We start from the raw sequence: 19787 nt of genomic DNA on the forward strand, positions 1-19787 counted from the left end.
GTCTTCCTGGCGGGGCTCAGGCGGCGCTGACGATGGCGTCGTCGCTGTCGCCGGTCATGTCCTCGGCGGCAAAGACGGACCAGTCGAGGTCCGGCGCACTGGCGCAGGCCGCCGCCATCAGGGCGCGAAGCTCGGCCGCAGAGGCCGCACCCACCACCACCTTCGCCACGCCGGGCTGACTGAGCGCGAAGGCAAGGGTGGCCTGCATGGGATCAAGACGCGCCTCGGCCAGTCGGCGACGCAGGCGCGACATGGCCATGTCCGCCTCGGTGGGACGCACCAGCAGCCGCTCTGACGGCGCGAAGATGGCGCCGCCATGAAACAGCGAGCAGAGCTGAACCTCGATACCGAGGGTGGCCAGCGATTCGACCAGGCCCGTGCGGATGACCCGCTGGTCGAGCAGGCTGGCGGGCACCTGGACCACGTCGGGACTGAAGCGCCGGGCCAGAAGAAGCGGTCCGTCGCTCATGCGGGCGCGAAACCCGATGCGCCGGTAAAGGCCCGCAGCCTTCAGCCCCTCCAGCCGCGCCCACAGTGCGCCGCCCTCGGCACCCAGCAGGTCCGTGGCCTGACCGACGATCAGGGTGTCGCCGCGCGGCAGGCCCATGCGCTCCAGCGACTGGCGCGCGCGCGCCTCGACGCGGGCGATGCCCTCGCTGGCGGGAAGGGTGCGCACGCTGACGCCGAACGGGCTCGGGAAGGGCCAGCTCTGACCCAGCACGCGCTCGACATCGCCGGGGCGCGCCTCGATGTGGCGGATGCCGCCGTCCGCCGCTGTGGTTAGCAGGGCGCGGGTCTGGTCGATGGCGATGCGCCCGGCGCGGGCCGGGTCGCTGGCGGCGGCACGCGGCTCGGCCACGGGACTGGCGGCGAGCACGAGCCGGCCCTGTGCAAAAGGCGCGCTCGATCGCGGCAGACCGGGACTGGGCGGGTTGAAGCTCATGCGCCGTGCCGGGCCACGAGTGCGGGGAGGACGGCGTCATAGGCCGCCACCATGTGAGCGACGTGGCTCTCGTCGATGGCGAGCGAGGGCACGTGCGAGCCGAGGCTCATCACGCCTGCCGCTTCGAGACCTGCGCTTAGTTCATCGCGAATCCTGCCGCCAAGCTGTCCGTCATCGCGCGCACGAACCACGCTCCAGGCCGGATCGCCGCACAGCTCGAACAGGCCATCGGCACCGTGGCGGCGCAGGGCGCGCGCGCACTCGACCTCGATCTCGGCTCCCACCACCGCCAGGGCGCGCGGGCCATCGAGGGTGTCGAAGCGGCTCAGCACGTGAAGGCCCGCGATCAAGGCCTCGCGCAGGGCGGCGGGTGAGAGGGCACTGAGGTCGCTGTGGACCGCGCGCATGATCTCGTAATGGCCACAGATGGCGCCAATGGCGCGGCCGTTGGCCAGAGCGGGTCCGAGCACCGTCACATCCGCGCCGACACCGTAGAGCCCCGCCACGCCCGCGTCGTGCACGCGCAGCATGGAGCGGCTCTCGTCGAAGATCAGCACCGCGCCGATGCGCTCGGTCACAAGGCGCGCGCGCATGAGAAAGCGGCGCGGCACATCCAGCGGACGAATGACAAGGGCGGCGAGCTGGTCGGCATGGCGGCTGACCGCCTGCTCCAGTGTCTCGACGTCGCCCGACAGGGCGGTGGCCTCGTCGCACAGAAAGGCCCCGTCGCGCCCGGTCAGCGCCTTGGCAGCCATCAGCGTGCTGGCCAGGGCGTCGGAGAGCGAGGGTGCAAAGGCCACGGCCTCGGCGCCGATCACCCGCGCGCTGAGCTGGGAGGCCAGCTGGCCCATCAGCGCCGAGGTGTCGCCATCGGCTTCGCTGATCGCGCGGCTGATGCCCGCATCGTTCCAGCCGAGCAGCACCTGACCGTCGTCATTGTCCAGATCGAGAAGCTGGTGCCCGCGCGCACCCTTCAGCCAAGCGCCCCGGCTCTCGGGCAGGAAGGCGGGCCTGTGCGAGCGCGCGCGCGGCGGCGCGTCATGCACGCTCCTGCCCGGTTTTCTCAGCGCATTGCCCATCACGTCCTCGCCTGATCCGATGCTTTCGCTCGCCCGGATCGTTGGGGACCAGCATGGAGCGCAATGCTTAAGGGACGCTGAGCAAGACCCTTATCAGGGGTTAAGACGGCTCAGTCCGCGTCGGGCTGATTGTCAGGGTGCGCATCAATGAAGGCCTTGTGCGCGCTGGCGTTTTCCTCGACCCGCAGCAGGGCGGTGTAGGGCGAGAGGTCCACGTTGAAACGCCGGGCCGAATAAATCTGTGGAACAAGATAGCAGTCGATCAGTCCGGGCTGATCGCCATGGGCGAATCGCGCGCCGCGCGCGCTGACGTGGGCGTTCAGCGCCTCGAAGCCGGGGCGGATCCAGCGTGCGGCCCACGCATCGAGCGCCGCCTGATCAGCACCGAACTGCCCCTTCAGGGCGGTCAGCACGCGAAGATTGTTCAGGGGGTGAATGTCGCACCCGATGATGGCGGCCAGCGCCCTGACACGGGCGCGCTCCAGCGGATCGTGCGGCAACAGGGGCGGGTCGGGATAGCGCTCCTCCAGCCACTCGATGATGGCAGGCGACTGGGTGATGACCTGCCCCTGCACCTCCAGCGCGGGCACCAGCCCCTGGACATTGAGGGCGCGGTAGGCCTCGCCGGCCTGATCGCCGCGGCGCAGGTCTATGGCGCGCTGCTCATAGGAGAGCCCCTTGAGGTTCAGGGCGATGCGCGTGCGGTACGATGTGCCCGACCGCCAGTAGCCATGCAGGATCATGGGATGGTCGCTCATGTCTGATCCCTCATTCCAGGGTGAAGGCGAGGGAGGGCAGGCCCTCGATATGCGCCTCGACGCGCTCGCCGCGCACGATAGGGCCGACGCCCTCGGGCGTGCCGGTAAAGATCAGATCGCCCGGCGCCAGGGTCCACAGCCTCGAGGCTTCCGCGATGACCTCGGGGATGGACCAGATCATGTCGGACAGTCGGCCGCCCTGGCGCTGCGATCCGTTGACCGACAGGGTGATGGGTGCATCGGGCGCAGGGGCCTCGCGCGAGATCGCTCCCATGGGCGCGGAGTGATCGAAGCCCTTGGCCGTGTCCCAGGGCCTGCCCGCTGCCTTGGCCGCCGCCTGAAGATCGCGCCGCGTCAGATCGACGCCCACGCCATAGCCATAGATCAGTGCCCCGGCCTCGTCCGGCGGGATGTCGCGCCCACCGCCCGACAGCGCCACGACCAGCTCCACCTCGTGATGCAGATCATCTGTCGCGCCCGGATAGGGCAGATGGACGTGCCCGCTTATGCCGAGTGCGGAGTCGCGCGGCTTGGTGAAGAAGAACGGCGGCTCGCGCTCGGGGTCTGCGCCCATCTCGCGCGCATGGGCCGCATAGTTGCGCCCGACGCAATAGATGCGCCGCACCGGAAAGGCGGCGCGCTCGCCGATCACCGGAAGCAGGACCGGCGGGGCCGGATCGAAGACGGTTGCACTCATTATGGCCGCCCATGGGCAGGGATGGGATGGTGGGCAAGGTGCGCCTATCGAGCATGATGCGTGCCTTGGCGCAAACCCCGAATGGCCAAGGATTGCAAGATGGCCCTCGCGCTCGATTGCCGGGAACAACCCTGGGGGGTCTGGCGTTTGAAGCGCGACCGCCCTATCTCACATCACAAGCTTAGCTGGAGAGCGCATCATGGCCACGACCAAGGCACGCGAAGACATCAAGAACGACCTCAAGACCCTGAAGGAAGACCTCAAGGTCGGTGCGCGCGAAGAGGCGGATCGCCTGAAGGATCTGGCCGTGCAGGCCGAGAACCGCGTGCGCGAGGAAGCCTCCAAGGCCCGCGCCAAGGCCGAGGCCTATTACGAGCAGGCGCGCATCCGCGGTCGCGAGTATTTCGACGACGCTTCCGAGCGTTTCGATGAGGCTCAGCGCTATGTGACCGAGCGCGTGCAGGAGAAGCCCCTGCAGTCGACCGCCATCGCCATGGGCGTCGGCGTCATCCTCGGCCTGCTGCTGGCCGGCCGTCGTCACTGATGATTGGCAAAAGCCTGATCCGTAAGGTCGTTATGGCTGCGGCGGTGGCGGGCTGTGTGCTCGTCGCCGTCGTCGCGCTCGGTTTTGCCATCTATGCGGCGCTGGCGCTGGTTCTGATACCGGCGGGTGCCGCTGCGGTGACGGCGTTGCTGTTCGCGGCGGCTGCCGGGCTCGGGGCCTATATGATGGGCCGCGACAGCGGTGGCAGCGATGCCCACGACGACGAGCCTGTGGGCATGGGACAGCGCGCCTTCGAGCTGTTCCGCCAGCGTCCCGTTCTGGGCACGGTTGCCGCCCTGGCCGGGGGCTGGATCTTCCTGCGCAATCCGGCCTTGGCCACCATGGTCGCGGCCGCCTTCACGGAAAAGAGCCACGTCCGACGCTGACCGGACCGCTCGCTGTCCAGCGCCGGGGGCAAGTGCCCGGCAACAGGATTTGACGGGAGCGCGCCTGAGCGGTGCGCTCCCGTTTCTGCATGGCCGACACCTCGGGGAATGCCCGTCGGCGAGAAAAGAAAAAAGCGTCATGTTTGTGTCGGCGAATTGAGTGGTCACGGGAACGCGGAAGGTCAGAGAGCGTTTATTTTCCGACTTCGATACCGGGGTCACACCTTAGAAATGCTAGTGAAGGGACTACGCTATGTTGCGTTGGGCACTGATCTTCCTGGTCGTCGCGCTGATCGCCGGTGTGCTGGGCTTTAGCGGTATTGCGGGCGCTTCCGCAAACATCGCCTGGATTCTTTTTGTTATCTTCATCATCCTGTTCGTGATCTCGCTGGTCTTCGGCGGAATCCGGGGACGACGACTGTAGCATCAGAGTTCAACTCTTGTGCATTGAAGGCCGCAGGGTTCGCCCGGCGGCCTTTTTGCTTGCGGTTGATCTTGCAGCAAGGCGCGGCAGCGCAGCCGTTTCAGCCGCCCGTGACGTCGTGGGGCTGGCGTCGGATCAGGTTCCAGGTGCGCTCCGGGCTGAAGCCCTCGCCGTCCCACGCCTGGGCGGTGACGCAGATCTCGTCATTGGTCCAGCTGATGCAGTTGAAGCCGGGCGCCGCGCCGCGCTCACGCACCGACAAGGTACCGCATCCGATCGCATAGCTGGATCGGTCGCCCATCTCGATGGGCAGGGCGAAGGGCACGTGCACATGGCCCGTGGTGATCAGGTCGACCCCCGCCTCGGCGAAGATGTGCGCGGCCTCCTCGCCCCGACGGACAGCGCCGGTCATGGGCGTGCCGAGCATTTCGATCAGCGGGTGATGACAGGCCAGCACGCGCAGCACCCCTCGGGGCGCCGCCCGGAGCGCGTCAGCCGCGCGGCGCGTCTGGTCGAGATCGATGGAGCCCTTCGACCAGTTGAGCCGCGCCTGCCAGCCCCGGGCCGTGGTCACGCCGCGAACCCAGACCTTGTCGCTGATGAACTGGTGGTCGTGGGCGGGATGGCCGACATAGCGCTCGAAGCGCTTCCAGGGCCAGAAGACGCGCGCGAGCGGATTCCAGTAGGGCACATCGTGATTGCCGACCGTGACGAAGACCGGCTCGGGCATGGCCCTGATCCACTCGGCAGCCGCAGCGAACTCGCGCCGATAACCCTGCTGGGTCACATCGCCGGTGATCAGCACCAGATCGGGAGGATCGGCGAGGGCGAAATCGAGGGCAGCTTGCACGGCCCTGGGGTGTTCGACCCCGAAATGCACGTCCGAGAACTGGAGAATGCGCCCCATCCTCAGACGCCATCGCCCTGTTCGGGAGGTGGCGCAAGGGTGCGGAAGGCCACAGGCAGGAATCGGGCCTCGGCGAAGGCTTCGAGCGCGACGGACTCGCCGTCGAGTATCGCCGGAATGCGCGAGCGCGCGGCAATGTCGATGCGGCGCGAGGGGCGGGTGCGAACCATGGGGTCGGCGCGCCAGTCGTCGAACAGCGCGCGCGCAGCGAGGCGGAAGGCGTCGGCCGCGTCGTTGAGGTTCATGATCGCTGCCTCCAGGCCCGTGGGCGTCTCCATGGCGCGTGAGATCAGCGGGCTGATCAGCACCAGCGCCTCGGCGCGCTCGGTGCGCCCGCCATCGAGGCGAAAGCGGATGCGCCCCGAAAAGGCCCGCTTGAAGGCCCTCAGACCATAGAGCCAGGCGCGCTTGATCCGCCAGCCGCGCAGGGCCTCGCGCGCCGGTGCCCACAGGGCGGGAGAGCCGATGATGGCCGCGCAATAAAACGGATGACCGTCCAGCGTGCCGCCCGAGACGGGACGCACCTGCCCTTCGCTCAGCAGCCGCTCGAGCGCCAGCTTCCAGTCGGCTGTGTGATAAAGCGCCTTGGGCAGCATGTTCATGGTCCCGCCGGGCAGGGGTGCCACCAGCGGGCCGTCCGCCCCGGCCTTGGCCGCGATCGCGCGCGCAGTGCCGTCTCCGGCCAGGACGATGACCAGGTCGGGGCCACCGGCAAAGGCCTGCTCGATCGTTTCGGCAAAGCCGTTCTCGCCCAGCTCGAACACCTCGGACTCAAAGGCATATTCGCTGAGCGCCTCGCGCATCTGCTCGGTGGCGCGCGCGTCGACGCCGCCCGACAGCGGATTAACCAGGGCATGAACCCTGGTCAGCGGCACGCAGGCCGTCTTGAGCACGGATGTCGCCGGTGCCGCCTCGCCACCGCCACCGCCATCGCCTTCGTGGCGCGCGCCATCGCCAGAGGCTCCGTCAGGCGAACGCTCTTGCGAGGACTCGGGCGGCCGAGCGGCATTATTGCCTTGTGCGTGATCGTTGCCGATGGATGTCATCAGTGAGGCCAGGACGGCGGCGGGCGTGTTCATCCCGCCGCAACGTCCGGCCCGCCCCACGGTTCCGCTTGCCGCGTTGCGCCGCAGGCGGTCCGTTCAAGCATGACGTCGCCTCAGTTCGAGGCGGCGTCCGAAACGCGCTCGGCACCCTCGCGGGCCGCATCGCCGACCTGGCTGGCGGCATCGCCGATGGCCTCGCCGACCTCGCCCGCCGCGGCATCGGTTTCACCGGCCACGCCGCGAACCGTGTTCCATGCCGTGGAGATCCAGCCGTCGATGATCGCTCCGCCCTCGGCGACGGACTGCTCCTTGATGGACAGCACGGCGGTCAGCGCGCCGAACAGGGCCAGCACGGTCACCAGCAGGCCGATGATCGGATTGCCGCCGCTGCGGCGGCGGGTGCGGGCCCAGACAGGGCCGGTGTCGTCCGCCATGCGGACCGGTTCAGGAAAGCGCATCGTGTGTTCAACCCCCAGATACGAACGCGGAAAAAGGCCGGACGACAAGGCCCTGACCCCGGCTCATTCCGGCTGGGCCCCCTCTTTATCGCCGACTTTCCGCCACGAGCTTAGCGTTAACCTTGCCCGTTCGACAAGCAATAGGCCGGGAACCGCCGTCCTGATCCAGCGTTCTCGCCCTGTGAGCGAACTTGTGGGAGCAGGCCCCATCGGGCCGGTCCCTTCGGGCGCGTTCTCGCAAGTGTCGAAACCTCGAGTGTTCAGGGGGGTCAACAGGGATGAAGGAAATCACGATGTACAAGTCTATCGTCGCCCTCGCCGGTGCTGGCCTGCTGGCCGCAGCCTGCACGCAGACCGGCAACATTGAGCGCAACGCCGCCGCAGGTGCCCTGATCGGTGGCGTCGCCGGTGCCGCGATCGGCAACAACGTCGGTGACGGCAATGCCGGCCGCGGTGCTGCCATCGGTGCTGCGGTTGGTGCCGCTGCCGGTGCCGTGCGCGGCTCCGAGCAGGACCGCGCCAACCAGCAGCGTTACTGGGACAGCCGTGCGGGCCGTTACTACTACTGCTACGACAACCGTCAGAACGAGTGCTACTGGGAAGACGGTCGCCGTCGCTACTGATCGGCCCGGCTGATCAGTTCGGCTGATTGAACGGATCGGGCGGCTCGACGTGTGCGGGCCGCCCTTTTCATGGGGATTTTCCCCGGGGACTGGAGGGGAGTGGGCAATGGTAAGGGGAAAGAGCGCGCGCATCATCGCGATCGCCGGTGCGGCGCTGGCCATGATCGGCGTGTCTGGCTGCGAGCAGGCGCGCAGTGTCTTCAGGGATCGCAACGATCTGGTCGCGGACATGAGCCCGTGCCGCGAGCACCGCTTTGAAATCTATTTCGTCGAGGGTCAGGCGCGCCTGACGGCTCCCGCGCGCGAGCTGATCGCGCTGACGGCAGAGCAGATGCGGGACTGCCGCATCGAACGGGTCCATGTCACGGGCCTTGCGTCGGCCACCGGCTCGTCCGCCGCCAACCAGCGTCTGTCCGAACAGCGCGCCGAAGCGGTAGTTGCGGCCATGCGTGAGGAGGGCTGGCCGTTGCCGGGCTTCGAGGTCGAGGCCATGGGCGACGAGGGCGCGCGCACCGAGGGCGGAGGGCTCGCGCCGCTGCGCCGCCGCACCGAGGTGTTCATCAATGCGGCCCGGCGTTGAGGTCTGAATCTGGCACAGGATCGGTGTCATTTGGCTTGATCCTGCGCTGTCGGGCTTTAGGGTGTGGGCAGAGCGGGTCTGCACCCGAGCCCCGCATTCAGACGGCCTAGCCAGATACCGGCCTGTTTCACACTGGCGATGGCCGGACGCATGACGCCTCAGGAGGTCCGCCCCTGTTTCGCTCCCGATACATGAATCCTGACCGGTTCCCGCTCTGGTCGCAGGGCACGCCTGCGCCCCTGCTGATCATGGTGCTGGCCCTGATGCTCGCCTTGATGCCGAGCCTCTGGGGTGCGGTCGCGAGCGCGCAGCAGGGCGGTGCGGTGGAAGGGCCCGAGGTCAGCTCGGAGCGCATCAGCGCGCGGCTGGTGCCCATGACGCGCGCGGCCACGCCCGGCTCGACCCTCGTGCTGGCCGTGCGCCAGGACATCGAGCCCGGCTGGCACACCTATTGGCGCAATCCGGGCGATTCAGGCGGTGCGACGCGCATCGAGTGGCGCCTGCCCGAGGGCTGGGAAGCGGGCGACATCATCTGGCCCCTGCCCGAGCGCCAGCGCATCCAGACGCTGATGAATTACGGCTATTCGGACGTGGTCTATCTGCCGGTGCCGCTCGAAGTGCCCGCCGGGGCCAGCGGCACGGTGAGCCTCGAGGCCACGGTTCACTTCATGGTCTGCAGCGACGAGATGTGCGTGCCGGACAGCTTTGAGATGAGCCTCGAACTGCCTCTGGCTCCGGGCGAGGCCGCCATGAACGCGCCCCATGCCGACGCCATCGCTAGGGTGATGGCCGAGGCCCCGCGCTCTTCGGAGCTTTCGGCGACGGTGTCGCGCAGCGGCGAGACGGTTCTGCTGAGCGTCAGCGGCCCGGAGCTGGCCTCGCGCGAGGCCATACAGGGCGCTTACTTCTTTCCCTATCTCGGCGGGGTCATCGACCATGCCGCCGTGCAGCAGGGCGAGGCAGGCGAGAACGGCCTGACGCTCACGCTCACGCCGGGCGGGCTGATCCGCGCCTCGGGCCTGACGGAGCCGGTGCAGGGCGTGCTCGCCACAGCCGCAGGGGCATGGGAGATCACCGCCGTACCGGGCGAGCCCCTGGCCGGAACCGCGGGCGGCGGCGCCTTGCGCAGTGCCGATGAGGGCGGCGCAGGCAGTGCGGCTGCGATGTCGCTGGCCGGTTTTCTTCAGGCGGTGGGACTGGCGTTCCTCGGCGGTCTGATCCTCAATCTGATGCCCTGCGTGTTCCCGGTGCTGTCCATGAAGGCGGCCAGCCTTGCCTCCAGCGCCAGCGTGCCGCGCGAGGCGCGCATCGACGGCCTGATGTTCCTGCTGGGCGTGGTCGTCTCGTTCCTGGTGCTGGCGGGGGCGCTGCTGGGGCTGCGGGCGGCGGGCGAGGCGATCGGCTGGGGCTTTCAGCTTCAGTCGCCCGGCGTGATCGCCGCGCTGGGCCTGCTCATGCTGGCGGTGGCGCTGAACCTGTCGGGTGTGTTCGAGATCGGTGCCGGTCTGCAAGCCGCCGGGGGGCGGGCGTCGTATCTGAACGGCCGCGCAGGCGCATTCCTGACGGGTGTGCTGGCGGTGCTGGTGGCGGCACCGTGCACCGCGCCCTTCATGGGCGTAGCCATGGGCACGGCCATGCTGATGCCGTGGATCATGGCGCTTATGGTGTTTGCGGCGCTCGGCGTCGGCCTGGCCCTGCCCTATGTGCTGATCGCCTTCTCGCCGCGCCTTCTGTCGCTGTTCCCGAGGCCCGGCCCGTGGATGGAGCAGCTTCGTGGCCTGCTGGCGTTTCCGATGTATGGCGCGGCGGCCTGGCTGGCCTGGGTGCTCTCTCGCCAGAGCGGCTCGGAGGCGCTGGCGCTGTTCTTCCTTTCCGCTCTCGTGCTGGCCCTGTCCGCGTGGCTGTTCGGTCAGGCCCAGCGCAAGCAGGACCGCGCCCTGGGTTGGCGTATTGCCGCTGGCGTGATGCTGGCCCTGGCCCTCGGCCTTTCGGTGGTTACGTCGCGCATGGCACCATCGCCCTCGCAAACGGCGGCGGGCAGCGTCGATGAGGTGGTCCTTGGCGCGCAGCCCTGGTCGCCGCAGGCCGTGCAGGCGGCGCTCGATGAGGGGCGTCCGGTGCTGGTGAACTTCACGGCCGACTGGTGCGTGACCTGCAAGATCAACGAGCGCACGGCGCTGGCGAACGAGCGCACCCGTGCGGCCCTGGCCTCGACAAACACGCTTTATCTGGTGGGCGACTGGACCTTGCAGGATGCGCAGATTGCCGCCGAGCTGGCCGCCCACGGGCGCTCGGGCGTGCCGCTTTATCTTCTGTATCGTCCCGGAGCCGACCAGCCCGAAATCCTGCCTCAGATCCTGACCACCGGCATTGTCGTGCGGGCCCTGTCCCGCGCGGGCGATGCGTCCTGACTACCATTACTCAAGGAGGAAAGACCGATGAAGATGCGACTGATGGTGACTCTCGCGGCCTCGTGCCTGGTGCTGGCGGCCTGCGGGCAGGGCGGTGAAGCGGGCGGTGCCCAGCAGGTAGCCGATGACGGCTCGGCCTCGGCCGAGGGGCTGCAACTGGCTCCGGCCTTCGATCTGGTCGACAGCGAGGGCCAGCGCCGCACGCTGGAGGAGTTCCGCGGCCGCGTGGTGGTTCTGGAATGGACCAACGAGGGCTGTCCCTATGTGCAGAAGTTCTACAACGCCGGGGCCATGCAGGCCCTGCAACGCGAGGCGACGAGCAATGGCGTGGTCTGGCTGACCCTGATCTCGTCGCGCCCCGGCGCCCAGGGCTATGTCGAGGGTGACGAGGCCCGCCAGTGGTCCTCGCGCAACAATGCCGGGGCCAATCACCTGCTGCTCGACCCGACGGGCGTGACGGGTCAGGCCTATGACGCGCGCACAACGCCGGACATGCGCGTGATCGACGAGCAGGGCCGCATCATCTACGCCGGAGCCATCGACGACCGCCCGACCAACGATCCGGCAGACATCGAAGGGGCGACCAACTATGTGCGCGCCGCCCTGGCCGACCATGCGGCGGGCCGCGCCGTGGCCGTGCCCTATGCCCAGCCCTACGGCTGCTCGATCAAGTATCCCGGCGTCGACTGACGAGGCTTGGGGCCGCGAGTCGTGACAGCTTGGTCGTGACTGGCGAGGCCTGCTGACCGTGTCGTGCTGATCCCGTCCTGACGGCCTGCGCCGGACGGGTGGGATCAGTCGGGCGGGATCAGTCGCTTTCGGCTGTAGCGGGCTGGGGCGGGGACAGCACCACGGCGGCGTTGTCCTCGAACAGGTGACGCAGCTCGCCCAGCGCGCTCTGGCGCTCGGGCGCGGACGTGGCGGCGGCGTAGTCCGACAGGCGCACGGGGATGTCCTCGGCCAGCCCACGCAGGATGCACTTCAGGTCGCCGTCCACACTGCGCGCGGCCAGATCGTGATGCCCGCGCATGTTCAGCTCGGCCAGAGCGCCCGCCTCGGCACGAAGATCGGCAAAGCGCTGACTCTCGGAAAAGCCCGCGTCCACTCCCTCTCCCGCCGCAAGCCACTGGGCCACAGTGCGCTCCAGCGACTGCGCGCGCGCGACGATCTCGGCATAGAGGGGCTCCTGGGCGATTACCGCGGCAGGGGCGGGCATGTGCGCCGACATATCCTGGGCTTCGGGCACGCTCAGCATCAGGCTTGAGGCGATCAGGGCGGCGCACAGCATATCGGGGGACTCCTCGGCTCGGGCTTCAGCCTACCGCCCCCAGGGTAAACGAGCCCTTTCGGGGCACGGGTGCCTGATATTTGCTCTTTGTCATTCGCGGCGGATGTGAAAAGTCTCGGCCCATGGTTTCAGGGCACGACAAGGATCAGGGCCGCACGGCACACGCCATCGGCGAGGCGTCGGGCGATGCGCTGGGCACGGCGCTTTTGCAAGGGGACCGGGCGCGCACCATCAGCGCGCATTTCGCCGATGAGCCCGATCGGATGGCCCGCCTGACGCTCGAGGCAGCGGGCCTGTTCATCGACCTGTCCAAACAGGCCTTCAGCCTCGATCAGCTTGATCGCCTGCTGAAGCTGGCCGAAGCCGCTGACGTGCCGGGCTGGCGCGCGCGGATGTTCGCGGGCGAGGCTGTCAACGCATCGGAGCAGCGCGCGGTCCTGCATCCGGCTCTGCGCGCCGAGGATGACGCCGACTTTAGCGCCCTCGGCAAGCCGGTCATGGACGAGGTGCGCGCCCAGCGAAGGGCCATGCAGGCCTTGGCCGAAGCCATCGGCGCGGGCGAGCGGCGCGGGGCGGGCGGGGCTGCATTCCGGGCCATCGTGCACATCGGCATCGGCGGCTCCGATCTTGGCCCGCGGCTGGTGTGGGAGGCGCTGCGGCCACGCGCGCCCGGCATGGATCTGCGCTTCGTGGCCAACATCGACCCGGACGAGCTGGACGAGGCCTTGAGCGGGCTCGATCCGGCCAGCACCCTGGTGGTGGTGGTCTCCAAGACCTTCACCACGCGCGAGACCCTGTTCAATGCCGAGCGCGCACGCCGGTGGCTGGCGGCGGCGCTAGGCGAATCCGAGGCCCGTTCCCATCTGATCGGCGTCAGTGCCGCGCCCGAGCGCGCGCGTGCTTTCGGTTGCGGCGAGGTCATCGGCTTTGCCGACTGGGTGGGCGGGCGCTTCTCGCTGTGGTCGGGCGTGGGGCTCTCGTGTGCCATCGCGCTGGGCTGGCCGACGTTCTCGCGCCTGCTGGACGGCGCACGCGCCATGGACGCGCATTTCCTGTCCGCTCCGCTCGGCGCTTCTGCGCCCGTGCTGATGGCCCTGGCCGAGGTGTGGAACGTCAACGCGCTGGGCCGCCATGCCCGCTCGGTGGCGCCTTACGCCCACCGCCTGCGCCGCCTGCCAGCCTATCTGCAGCAGCTCGAGATGGAATCGAACGGCAAGAGTGTCGGCAGGATGGGCCAGCGGCTGGATCACCACACCGCGCCCGTGGTGTTCGGCGAGCCCGGCACCAATGGCCAGCACGCCTTCTTTCAGATGCTGCATCAGGGCACCAGCGTCGTCCCCGTCGACATCATCGCCGTGCGCGAAAGCGTGGAGCAGACCGGTGATCGCCGTCCGCTGAACGCCAATGCCATTGCCCAGGGCGAGGCCCTGATGCTGGGGCGCAGCGAGGCCGAGGTGCGCCAGCGCCTCGAGGCCGAGGGCCGCAGCCCCGCCGAGATCGACGCCCTCGCGCCCCAGATGGCCTTTGCAGGCGACCGTCCCGCCACCACCATCGTGCTCGATGCACTGACGCCCGAGCGTCTGGGTGAACTGATCGCGCTTTTCGAGCACAAGGTGTTCGTGCTGGGTGTGATCTGGGGCGTCAACAGCTTCGATCAGTGGGGCGTGGAGCTGGGCAAGGTGCTGGCGCGCACCCTCGAGGCGGCGCTGGAGCGCCCGCAGGATGCCGCTGGCCATGATCCCTCCACCCTGTCCCTGATCGCACGGCTCACACAGGCTCCGCAGAGCTGATTTTTCTGGACGGCGGCCTTGACGCCATGGGCCCTGGTGAATACCTGCCGGGGCATTGGCACTCTCGCCTTGTGACTGCTAACAGCGACCGTCCATGACGGGGCCGTAGCGTCGCGGGCGAGGGGCAAACCCTGACCCAACGGAGAAAAATCAGATGGCGTTCCGTCCTCTCGGCGACCGCGTGCTGGTGAAGCGCGTCGAAGAAGAAGCCAAGACCAAGGGGGGCATCATCATCCCCGATACCGCCAAGGAAAAGCCCCAGGAAGGCGAAGTCATCGCCGTCGGCCCCGGCGCGCGTGACGACAACGGCAAGCCCGTGCCCCTCGACGTCAAGGCCGGCGACCGCATCCTGTTCGGAAAGTGGTCCGGCACCGAGGTCAAGATCGACGGCGAAGACCTGATCATCATGAAGGAAAGCGACATCCTGGGTACCCTGTCCTGATCGCTGATCCGATGACCGATGCCGGTGCCTGCGGGCCAGTTGCCCCGCGCCGGTATCCAGCCACCCAAACCCATTCAAGAGGAGCTGCCTGATGGCTGCCAAGATCGTTCACTTCAACACCGACGCGCGCGACAAGATGCTGCGCGGCGTCAATGTCCTGGCCAATGCGGTCAAGGTCACCCTCGGTCCCAAGGGCCGCAATGTCGTGATCCAGAAGTCCTTCGGCGCGCCGCGCTCGACCAAGGACGGCGTGTCGGTTGCCAAGGAAATCGAGCTGGAAGACGCCTTCGAGAACATGGGCGCCCAGATGATCCGCGAAGTGGCGTCCAAGACCAATGACAAGGCCGGTGACGGCACCACCACCGCGACGGTGCTGGCCCAGGCCATCGTTCAGGAAGGCCTGAAGTCGGTCGCAGCCGGCATGAACCCGATGGATCTTAAGCGCGGCATCGACAAGGCCGTCACCGCCGTGATCGCCGAGATCAAGTCGAACGCCAAGAAGGTCTCGGCCAACTCCGAAATCGCCCAGGTCGGCACCATCTCGGCCAATGGCGATTCGGAAGTCGGCGACATGATCGCCAAGGCCATGGAAAAGGTCGGCAACGAGGGTGTCATCACCGTCGAGGAAGCCAAGACCGCCGAGACCGAGCTGGACGTGGTCGAGGGCATGCAGTTCGACCGCGGCTACCTGTCGCCCTACTTCATCACCAATGCCGACAAGATGGAGGCCGATCTCGACGAGCCGCTGATCCTGCTCCACGAGAAGAAGCTCTCCTCGCTGCAGCCCATGCTGCCGATCCTCGAGGCCGTGGTGCAGTCGGGTCGCCCACTGGTCATCATCGCCGAAGACATCGAGGGCGAGGCCCTGGCCACCCTGGTGGTCAACAAGCTGCGCGGCGGCCTGCGCGTGGCCGCCGTCAAGGCGCCGGGCTTCGGCGATCGCCGCAAGGCCATGCTGGAGGACATCGCCGTCCTGACCGGCGGTCAGGTGATCTCGGAAGACCTCGGCATCAAGCTGGAGAACGTCGGCCTCGACATGCTGGGCCGCGCCAAGAAGGTCACCATCACCAAGGACAACACCACCATCGTGGACGGTTCGGGTGAGAAGGACGCCATCGAGGGCCGCATCTCGCAGATCAAGCGCCAGATCGAGGACACCACCTCGGACTACGACCGCGAAAAGCTGCAGGAGCGTCTGGCCAAGCTGGCGGGCGGCGTCGCGGTCATCCGCGTCGGCGGCTCGACCGAGGTCGAGGTCAAGGAGAAGAAGGACCGCGTTGACGATGCCCTGAACGCCACCCGCGCTGCTGTGGAAGAAGGCATCGTCCCGGGCGGCGGCATCGCGCTGCTCAAGGGCTCCAAAGCGCTCGACGGCCTGACCGGCGACAACGCCGACCAGAACGCGGGCATCGCCATCATCCGCCGCGCCCTTCAGGCCCCGATCCGTCAGATCTCGGAAAACGCCGGGGTCGAAGGCTCGATCGTGGTCGGCAAGGTGCTGGAAGCCAAGGAAGCCAACTTCGGCTTCAACGCCCAGACCGAGGAATACGGCGATCTGGTCAAGATGGGCGTGATCGACCCGGCCAAGGTGGTGCGCACCGCCCTTCAGGACGCGGCTTCGGTCGCGGGCATCCTGATCACCACCGAAGCGGCCGTGGCCGATGCGCCCAAGAAGGCCTCGCCCGCTCCGGCCATGCCGGGCGGTGGCATGGGTGATATGGACTTCTGAGGAAGTCCATAAGCTCAGAGTGAACAGGAAGGGCGGGTCCAGCGATGGGCCCGCCCTTTTTGCTTGCGCCAGGGCTGGCGGGGAAACGAAAGTCGTGCTCGCGGGGTTGCCCTGACAGGGGGCATGGGCTAAGTGCCGCCCCCCGGAAGCGGGCCTCTGGCCCCTCATCGCCATCTTGCAAGGAGGCTGACATGGACGACGGACCTAGTCGCATGGCCGCATGCCTTGCTGCGCGCGGCCACAACTCGATCGCCCCCAATCTGAACGGCCGGTGATGTTCGCCTGATCGCGTCCGCCGGCCCCTGCGCCGATGGAGACTGCGATGACGCACACCCACGACCTTCATACCCGCGATCTCGAGCCGGTGATCGCCCGCCTCAATGACCTGCCCGCCGATGCGCTGCGTGCGGAGCTGGCGGAGTTCCACCCTGCGGACCTGGGCCAGCTTCTCGCGGAGCTGCCTGCGAGCGATGCCGCGCGCTGGCTGTCCCTTCTGCCGCGCCAGGACCAGGCCGATGCCTTCGGCTATCTGCCGCTGGAGTGCCAGGCGGCGGTGGCCGAGTCCCTGGACCGCAACGCCCTGATCGGCATTGTCGGAGCCATGTCCCACGACGAGCGTGCGGACCTCTACAACCTGCTGCCCGAGGATCGGCGCGAGCGCCTGCTGCCGGCGCTGGCGCAGGCGGAGCGCGAGGACATCCGCAAGCTGGCCGCCTATGCCGAGGGCACGGTCGGCGCGGTCATGACCTCCGACTATGCCACCTTGTCCGCACAGATGACGGCGGCCGAGGCCATCGATGCGCTGCGCCGCGCCGCGCCCGACCGCGAGACCATCTATGATGCCTATGTGATCGACGCCGCGCGCCGCCTGATCGGTGTGGTCTCGCTGCGCGACCTGATTCTGGCACCGGCCGATGCGCGGCTGGAGCAGTTCATGACCACCGAGGTGATCTTCGCGCGCGCCGAAGAGCCCCAGGAGGAAGCGGCGCGGCGCATCGCCCGCTATGACCTGCGCGCGCTGCCGGTCATCAACGGCGGCGACATGCTGGCGGGTATCGTCACCCAGGACGACGCCATGGACGTGGCCGAGGAGGAGGCGACCGAGGACTTCCACAAGGTCGGGGCCTCGACGCGCCTGCTGGGCGGTCTGCGCCGCGCGGGCGTGATGGCGCTCTATCGCGCCCGCATCCCGTGGCTGGTGGTGCTGGTGTTCGGGAACCTGTTTTCGGGTGCGGCCATTGCGGCCTATGAGGACACCATCGCCGCCTATATCTCGCTGGTCTTCTTCCTGCCGCTGCTGATCGACTCGGGCGGCAATGCGGGCTCGCAGTCGGCGACCCTGATGGTGCGCGCCCTGGCGACCGGAGACGTGCGTCTGCGCGACTGGTCCTCGATGCTGGGCCGCGAGGTGATGATCGCCGCCATGCTGGGCGCCACCATGGCGCTGGCGGTCTCGACCATCGGCTATGTGCGCGCAGGGCCGGACGTGGCCCTGGTGGTCTCGCTCTCCATGGTCATCATCGTGATCGTGGGCAGCCTGATCGGCATGACCCTGCCCTTCATCCTGACGCGCCTGAAGCTCGACCCCGCCACGGCCAGTGCGCCGCTGATCACCTCCATCGCCGATGCGACCGGGGTGCTGATCTATTTCGCCATGGCCACCAGCCTCCTGCCCGGCCTGATCGAGGCGGGCTGAGGTCGCTTGAAAGGAGAGAGATCATGCGCAAGATCATGATCCTGGGCGTGCTGATGCTCGCCCTGCCGGGCGCTGCCCTGGCCAATCCCTATGCCGTGGACGATGCGGCCATCACCGATGCAGGGGCCTGCACCACCGAACTGGCGTGGCGCGACGGGGAGAGGGAGGCGCGCGCCTCTTTTGCCTGCACGCCCGGGGCCGTCCCGTTCCTTGAGGCGGGCCTTGATGTCACCCACGACGGTGCGGCGGCGCTTTCGCCTTATGCCAAGCTGTTGCTGCCCGAGCCCGCGCGGGGGGTGGCCCTGGCCGTCAGCGCGGCACCGGTGTTCGCCTCTGGCTATCAGGGCACAGAGATGCGGCTCATGGCCGGGGTGTCGCTGGGCGAGAGCACGGTGCTGAGCCTCAATGCCGGGCGGTTCTTCGCGCGCGGCGGCGAGGGGAGCAACCTCTATGGCGTGCGGATCGACCATGAACTGGGGCCGCGCTATGGCGTCGTTGCCGAATGGTCGCGCGAGGAAGGGGAGCGCGCCGTGCCGGCCATCGCCCTGCGCTACAGGCCCGGGCGGGGCGACATCGAGCTGGACGCGGGCATCAGCGTCACGGACAGCCGTCCGCGCCTGATGCTGGGTTTCGCACTGGTGCGCTGAGGCCCGGCTCAGGCGGTGCGACGGCGCCGCTCGGTGCCCTGCAAGGTGGCGCGCAGGAACTCTGCGGGCGGATCGGTCTCGGCCAGAACGGCGTCCTTGATGGCGCGCGGCTCACCGAACAGGTGGCCCTGGCCGAGGCTGACGTCGAGATCGAGGATGTCGACGATCTGGCGCTCGCTCTCGACCTTTTCTGCGATGACCTCAAGGCCATAGCGGCGGGTGAGCGGCACATAGTCCTCGGCGCGGATGTCCTTCAGGCGCGAAAGGCCGTGGCCCGCCTCGGCATCCATGAGCTGCTCGATCATCAGGTCGGCACCGATCTTGAGGAACTTCACGTCCGAGCGTTGCAGGTCAGCAAAATCGAGGTCCAGGGTCTGCACCTTGTCGAGCGAGAAGCGGAAGCCGAGGTCGGCCAGCTTGGCCATGTTGCGCGCCTCGACCGCGCCGCGCGCATCGAAGGTGGCCTGGCCCAGCTCGAAGATCAGCGCATCCTTCAGGTCGCGGTTCTCGCTGAGGAAGTCGAGGAACTGGGGAAAGAAGCTCTCGTCGCCCAGCGAGGCGAGCGAGACGTTACAGAACACGCCGATGCGCCGGTCCTCGCGCGCCAGCCGCCGCACGATCTGGGCACAGCGGAACAGCAGCAGATTGTCGATGGCGCCCACCAGCCCCTCGCCCTCGGCGATGGAGAGATACTCGGCGGGCATCATGATGCGCCCGCTGACGTCGCGCAGGCGCGTGAAGCTCTCGTAGAAGGTGGTGCGCCGCTGGGGCAGGGTGACGATGGGCTGAAGATACAGGTCCACGCGGTTCTCGATCAGCGCCTCGCGCACGGTCTCGATCAGGGCATGGCTCTGGCGCGCCCGGCGACCCTCGAAGCTGTCAGGCGCGGTGTGGACGGGCGTTTCGGACAGGCGCGCATCGAGGCTGTCGCTCATCTGCTGGATCAGGCCCTCCAGCATCTTGACCTCGCTGCTCAGCTCCTCGGTGCGCGACAGGGCGCCGGACTCCATTGCTGTCGCCAGATCGCCGAGCGCGCCCTGGGTGCTTTCCAGCGCATCGGCCAGCAGGTGATGGGCCTCGCGTATGGCCGACAGTTCGCGCTTCAGGTGCACCACGGCAAAAAGGGCGGTCATGCCCACGTGCAGCGCCAGCAAGGTCGCGAAGGTGGCCAGCACCGCCGTCGTGGCCACGGCGATACCGAGCCCGGCCCGGAACGTCAGGGCCGCAATGCTGAGGCCCAGAAACAGATAGGCGAACAGCAGAACCGCATGGGTGAGCTTGCGCATGAAAAAGGCCCGTCGCTCCTGATCGCCGGGCGCGAGCGGCCCGGAGTTGCGGG

Annotated in this window: 20 protein-coding genes and 1 pseudogene; 12 read left to right on the forward strand and 9 right to left on the reverse strand. The window is 68.2% G+C overall.

The genetic code is table 11. From position 1 onward, the window contains the following. Positions 1-16: 16 nt before the first annotated feature. The 4 genes from ACK4E3_RS09715 to ACK4E3_RS09730 all read right to left on the reverse strand — a co-directional run bounded on the left by ACK4E3_RS09715 (position 17) and on the right by ACK4E3_RS09730 (position 3477). Positions 17-877 (reverse strand): aldo/keto reductase, encoded by an 861-nt coding sequence (locus ACK4E3_RS09715; RefSeq protein WP_409699808.1) that lies wholly within the window; start codon positions 875-877, stop codon positions 17-19. A 62-nt stretch (positions 878-939) separates the two neighbouring features. Continuing rightward, positions 940-2022, reverse strand: coding sequence for a hypothetical protein (locus ACK4E3_RS09720; protein ID WP_409699811.1), 1083 nt, complete (start codon positions 2020-2022; stop codon positions 940-942). Positions 2023-2132: 110 nt separating this feature from the next. Beyond that, positions 2133-2780: a maleylacetoacetate isomerase gene (gene maiA, locus ACK4E3_RS09725; RefSeq protein WP_409699814.1), complete on the reverse strand. Its 648-nt coding sequence runs from the start codon at positions 2778-2780 to the stop codon at positions 2133-2135. Positions 2781-2790: 10 nt separating this feature from the next. Continuing rightward, entirely contained in the window at positions 2791-3477 is a 687-nt protein-coding gene (locus ACK4E3_RS09730; protein ID WP_409699817.1) for a fumarylacetoacetate hydrolase family protein, read from the reverse strand. Positions 3478-3676: 199 nt separating this feature from the next. Between ACK4E3_RS09730 and ACK4E3_RS09735 the strand changes: the two genes are divergently transcribed. The 3 genes from ACK4E3_RS09735 to ACK4E3_RS09745 all read left to right on the forward strand — a co-directional run bounded on the left by ACK4E3_RS09735 (position 3677) and on the right by ACK4E3_RS09745 (position 4831). Beyond that, complete coding sequence (locus ACK4E3_RS09735; protein ID WP_409699820.1) at positions 3677-4021, forward strand: YqjD family protein; 345 nt, start codon at positions 3677-3679, stop codon at positions 4019-4021. 32 nt (positions 4022-4053) lie between these two features. After that, positions 4054-4407 (forward strand): hypothetical protein, encoded by a 354-nt coding sequence (locus ACK4E3_RS09740; RefSeq protein ID WP_409699823.1) that lies wholly within the window; start codon positions 4054-4056, stop codon positions 4405-4407. A 253-nt stretch (positions 4408-4660) separates the two neighbouring features. Continuing rightward, complete coding sequence (locus ACK4E3_RS09745; protein WP_409699826.1) at positions 4661-4831, forward strand: DUF1328 domain-containing protein; 171 nt, start codon at positions 4661-4663, stop codon at positions 4829-4831. A gap of 331 nt (positions 4832-5162) precedes the next feature. On the opposite strand, the pseudogene ACK4E3_RS09750 reads toward ACK4E3_RS09745, so the two are convergent. From ACK4E3_RS09750 to ACK4E3_RS09760, 3 genes and pseudogenes are all read right to left on the reverse strand, one after another. Continuing rightward, positions 5163-5738 (reverse strand): annotated as a pseudogene (locus ACK4E3_RS09750) (metallophosphoesterase family protein); the annotation flags it as partial. A 2-nt stretch (positions 5739-5740) separates the two neighbouring features. After that, positions 5741-6817: a diacylglycerol/lipid kinase family protein gene (locus ACK4E3_RS09755; RefSeq protein ID WP_409699829.1), complete on the reverse strand. Its 1077-nt coding sequence runs from the start codon at positions 6815-6817 to the stop codon at positions 5741-5743. Between the two features lie 80 nt (positions 6818-6897). Continuing rightward, positions 6898-7242 (reverse strand): hypothetical protein, encoded by a 345-nt coding sequence (locus ACK4E3_RS09760; RefSeq protein WP_409699832.1) that lies wholly within the window; start codon positions 7240-7242, stop codon positions 6898-6900. Between the two features lie 293 nt (positions 7243-7535). On the opposite strand from ACK4E3_RS09760, the gene ACK4E3_RS09765 reads away from it, so the two are divergent. The 4 genes from ACK4E3_RS09765 (at position 7536) to ACK4E3_RS09780 (ending at position 11546) form a co-directional block, all read left to right on the forward strand. Continuing rightward, positions 7536-7865 carry a YMGG-like glycine zipper-containing protein gene (locus tag ACK4E3_RS09765; protein WP_409699835.1) on the forward strand — a complete coding sequence of 110 codons (330 nt, stop codon included), beginning with the start codon at positions 7536-7538 and terminating at the stop codon, positions 7863-7865. A 106-nt stretch (positions 7866-7971) separates the two neighbouring features. Then, positions 7972-8445 carry an OmpA family protein gene (locus ACK4E3_RS09770; RefSeq protein WP_409699838.1) on the forward strand — a complete coding sequence of 158 codons (474 nt, stop codon included), beginning with the start codon at positions 7972-7974 and terminating at the stop codon, positions 8443-8445. Between the two features lie 191 nt (positions 8446-8636). Beyond that, complete coding sequence (locus ACK4E3_RS09775) at positions 8637-10856, forward strand: protein-disulfide reductase DsbD family protein (RefSeq protein WP_409699841.1); 2220 nt, start codon at positions 8637-8639, stop codon at positions 10854-10856. Positions 10857-10883: 27 nt separating this feature from the next. Then, positions 10884-11546 carry a redoxin family protein gene (locus ACK4E3_RS09780; protein ID WP_409699844.1) on the forward strand — a complete coding sequence of 221 codons (663 nt, stop codon included), beginning with the start codon at positions 10884-10886 and terminating at the stop codon, positions 11544-11546. Between the two features lie 118 nt (positions 11547-11664). Here ACK4E3_RS09780 and ACK4E3_RS09785 read toward each other — a convergent pair whose 3' ends face one another. Continuing rightward, the gene (locus tag ACK4E3_RS09785) at positions 11665-12144 is read right to left on the reverse strand and encodes a hypothetical protein (protein ID WP_409699847.1); all 480 of its coding nucleotides are present in this window, start codon (positions 12142-12144) and stop codon (positions 11665-11667) included. 122 nt (positions 12145-12266) lie between these two features. On the opposite strand from ACK4E3_RS09785, the gene pgi reads away from it, so the two are divergent. The 5 genes from pgi to ACK4E3_RS09810 all read left to right on the forward strand — a co-directional run bounded on the left by pgi (position 12267) and on the right by ACK4E3_RS09810 (position 18448). Beyond that, complete coding sequence (gene pgi / locus ACK4E3_RS09790) at positions 12267-13934, forward strand: glucose-6-phosphate isomerase (protein ID WP_409699850.1); 1668 nt, start codon at positions 12267-12269, stop codon at positions 13932-13934. A 154-nt stretch (positions 13935-14088) separates the two neighbouring features. Beyond that, positions 14089-14376 carry a co-chaperone GroES gene (groES, locus tag ACK4E3_RS09795; RefSeq protein WP_409699854.1) on the forward strand — a complete coding sequence of 96 codons (288 nt, stop codon included), beginning with the start codon at positions 14089-14091 and terminating at the stop codon, positions 14374-14376. Positions 14377-14467: 91 nt separating this feature from the next. Continuing rightward, on the forward strand, positions 14468-16105 hold the full coding sequence (gene groL, locus ACK4E3_RS09800) for a chaperonin GroEL (protein ID WP_409699857.1): 1638 nt from the start codon (positions 14468-14470) through the stop codon (positions 16103-16105). 322 nt (positions 16106-16427) lie between these two features. Then, positions 16428-17801 carry a magnesium transporter gene (mgtE, locus tag ACK4E3_RS09805; RefSeq protein ID WP_409699860.1) on the forward strand — a complete coding sequence of 458 codons (1374 nt, stop codon included), beginning with the start codon at positions 16428-16430 and terminating at the stop codon, positions 17799-17801. A gap of 23 nt (positions 17802-17824) precedes the next feature. Next, positions 17825-18448, forward strand: coding sequence for a hypothetical protein (locus ACK4E3_RS09810; RefSeq protein ID WP_409699864.1), 624 nt, complete (start codon positions 17825-17827; stop codon positions 18446-18448). 8 nt (positions 18449-18456) lie between these two features. Here ACK4E3_RS09810 and ACK4E3_RS09815 read toward each other — a convergent pair whose 3' ends face one another. Then, positions 18457-19734: an EAL domain-containing protein gene (locus ACK4E3_RS09815; RefSeq protein WP_409699867.1), complete on the reverse strand. Its 1278-nt coding sequence runs from the start codon at positions 19732-19734 to the stop codon at positions 18457-18459. Positions 19735-19787: the final 53 nt, after the last annotated feature.

The organism is Brevundimonas sp., assembly GCF_046299595.1.
In the GTDB taxonomy this organism is placed as follows: domain Bacteria; phylum Pseudomonadota; class Alphaproteobacteria; order Caulobacterales; family Caulobacteraceae; genus Brevundimonas.

Bases quoted from the DNA above. Each gene is read 5' to 3' on its own strand.
- ACK4E3_RS09720 (WP_409699811.1), bottom strand. From the start codon at position 2,022: ATGGGCAATGCGCTGAGAAAACCGGGCAGGAGCGTGCATGACGCGCCG.
- maiA (WP_409699814.1), bottom strand. From the start codon at position 2,780: ATGAGCGACCATCCCATGATCCTGCATGGCTACTGGCGGTCGGGCACA.
- ACK4E3_RS09730 (WP_409699817.1), bottom strand. From the start codon at position 3,477: ATGAGTGCAACCGTCTTCGATCCGGCCCCGCCGGTCCTGCTTCCGGTG.
- ACK4E3_RS09735 (WP_409699820.1), top strand. From the start codon at position 3,677: ATGGCCACGACCAAGGCACGCGAAGACATCAAGAACGACCTCAAGACC.
- ACK4E3_RS09740 (WP_409699823.1), top strand. From the start codon at position 4,054: ATGGCTGCGGCGGTGGCGGGCTGTGTGCTCGTCGCCGTCGTCGCGCTC.
- ACK4E3_RS09745 (WP_409699826.1), top strand. From the start codon at position 4,661: ATGTTGCGTTGGGCACTGATCTTCCTGGTCGTCGCGCTGATCGCCGGT.
- ACK4E3_RS09755 (WP_409699829.1), bottom strand. From the start codon at position 6,817: ATGAACACGCCCGCCGCCGTCCTGGCCTCACTGATGACATCCATCGGC.
- ACK4E3_RS09760 (WP_409699832.1), bottom strand. From the start codon at position 7,242: ATGCGCTTTCCTGAACCGGTCCGCATGGCGGACGACACCGGCCCTGTC.
- ACK4E3_RS09765 (WP_409699835.1), top strand. From the start codon at position 7,536: ATGTACAAGTCTATCGTCGCCCTCGCCGGTGCTGGCCTGCTGGCCGCA.
- ACK4E3_RS09770 (WP_409699838.1), top strand. From the start codon at position 7,972: ATGGTAAGGGGAAAGAGCGCGCGCATCATCGCGATCGCCGGTGCGGCG.
- ACK4E3_RS09775 (WP_409699841.1), top strand. From the start codon at position 8,637: ATGAATCCTGACCGGTTCCCGCTCTGGTCGCAGGGCACGCCTGCGCCC.
- ACK4E3_RS09780 (WP_409699844.1), top strand. From the start codon at position 10,884: ATGAAGATGCGACTGATGGTGACTCTCGCGGCCTCGTGCCTGGTGCTG.
- ACK4E3_RS09785 (WP_409699847.1), bottom strand. From the start codon at position 12,144: ATGCTGTGCGCCGCCCTGATCGCCTCAAGCCTGATGCTGAGCGTGCCC.
- pgi (WP_409699850.1), top strand. From the start codon at position 12,267: ATGGTTTCAGGGCACGACAAGGATCAGGGCCGCACGGCACACGCCATC.
- groES (WP_409699854.1), top strand. From the start codon at position 14,089: ATGGCGTTCCGTCCTCTCGGCGACCGCGTGCTGGTGAAGCGCGTCGAA.
- groL (WP_409699857.1), top strand. From the start codon at position 14,468: ATGGCTGCCAAGATCGTTCACTTCAACACCGACGCGCGCGACAAGATG.
- mgtE (WP_409699860.1), top strand. From the start codon at position 16,428: ATGACGCACACCCACGACCTTCATACCCGCGATCTCGAGCCGGTGATC.
- ACK4E3_RS09810 (WP_409699864.1), top strand. From the start codon at position 17,825: ATGCGCAAGATCATGATCCTGGGCGTGCTGATGCTCGCCCTGCCGGGC.
- ACK4E3_RS09815 (WP_409699867.1), bottom strand. From the start codon at position 19,734: ATGCGCAAGCTCACCCATGCGGTTCTGCTGTTCGCCTATCTGTTTCTG.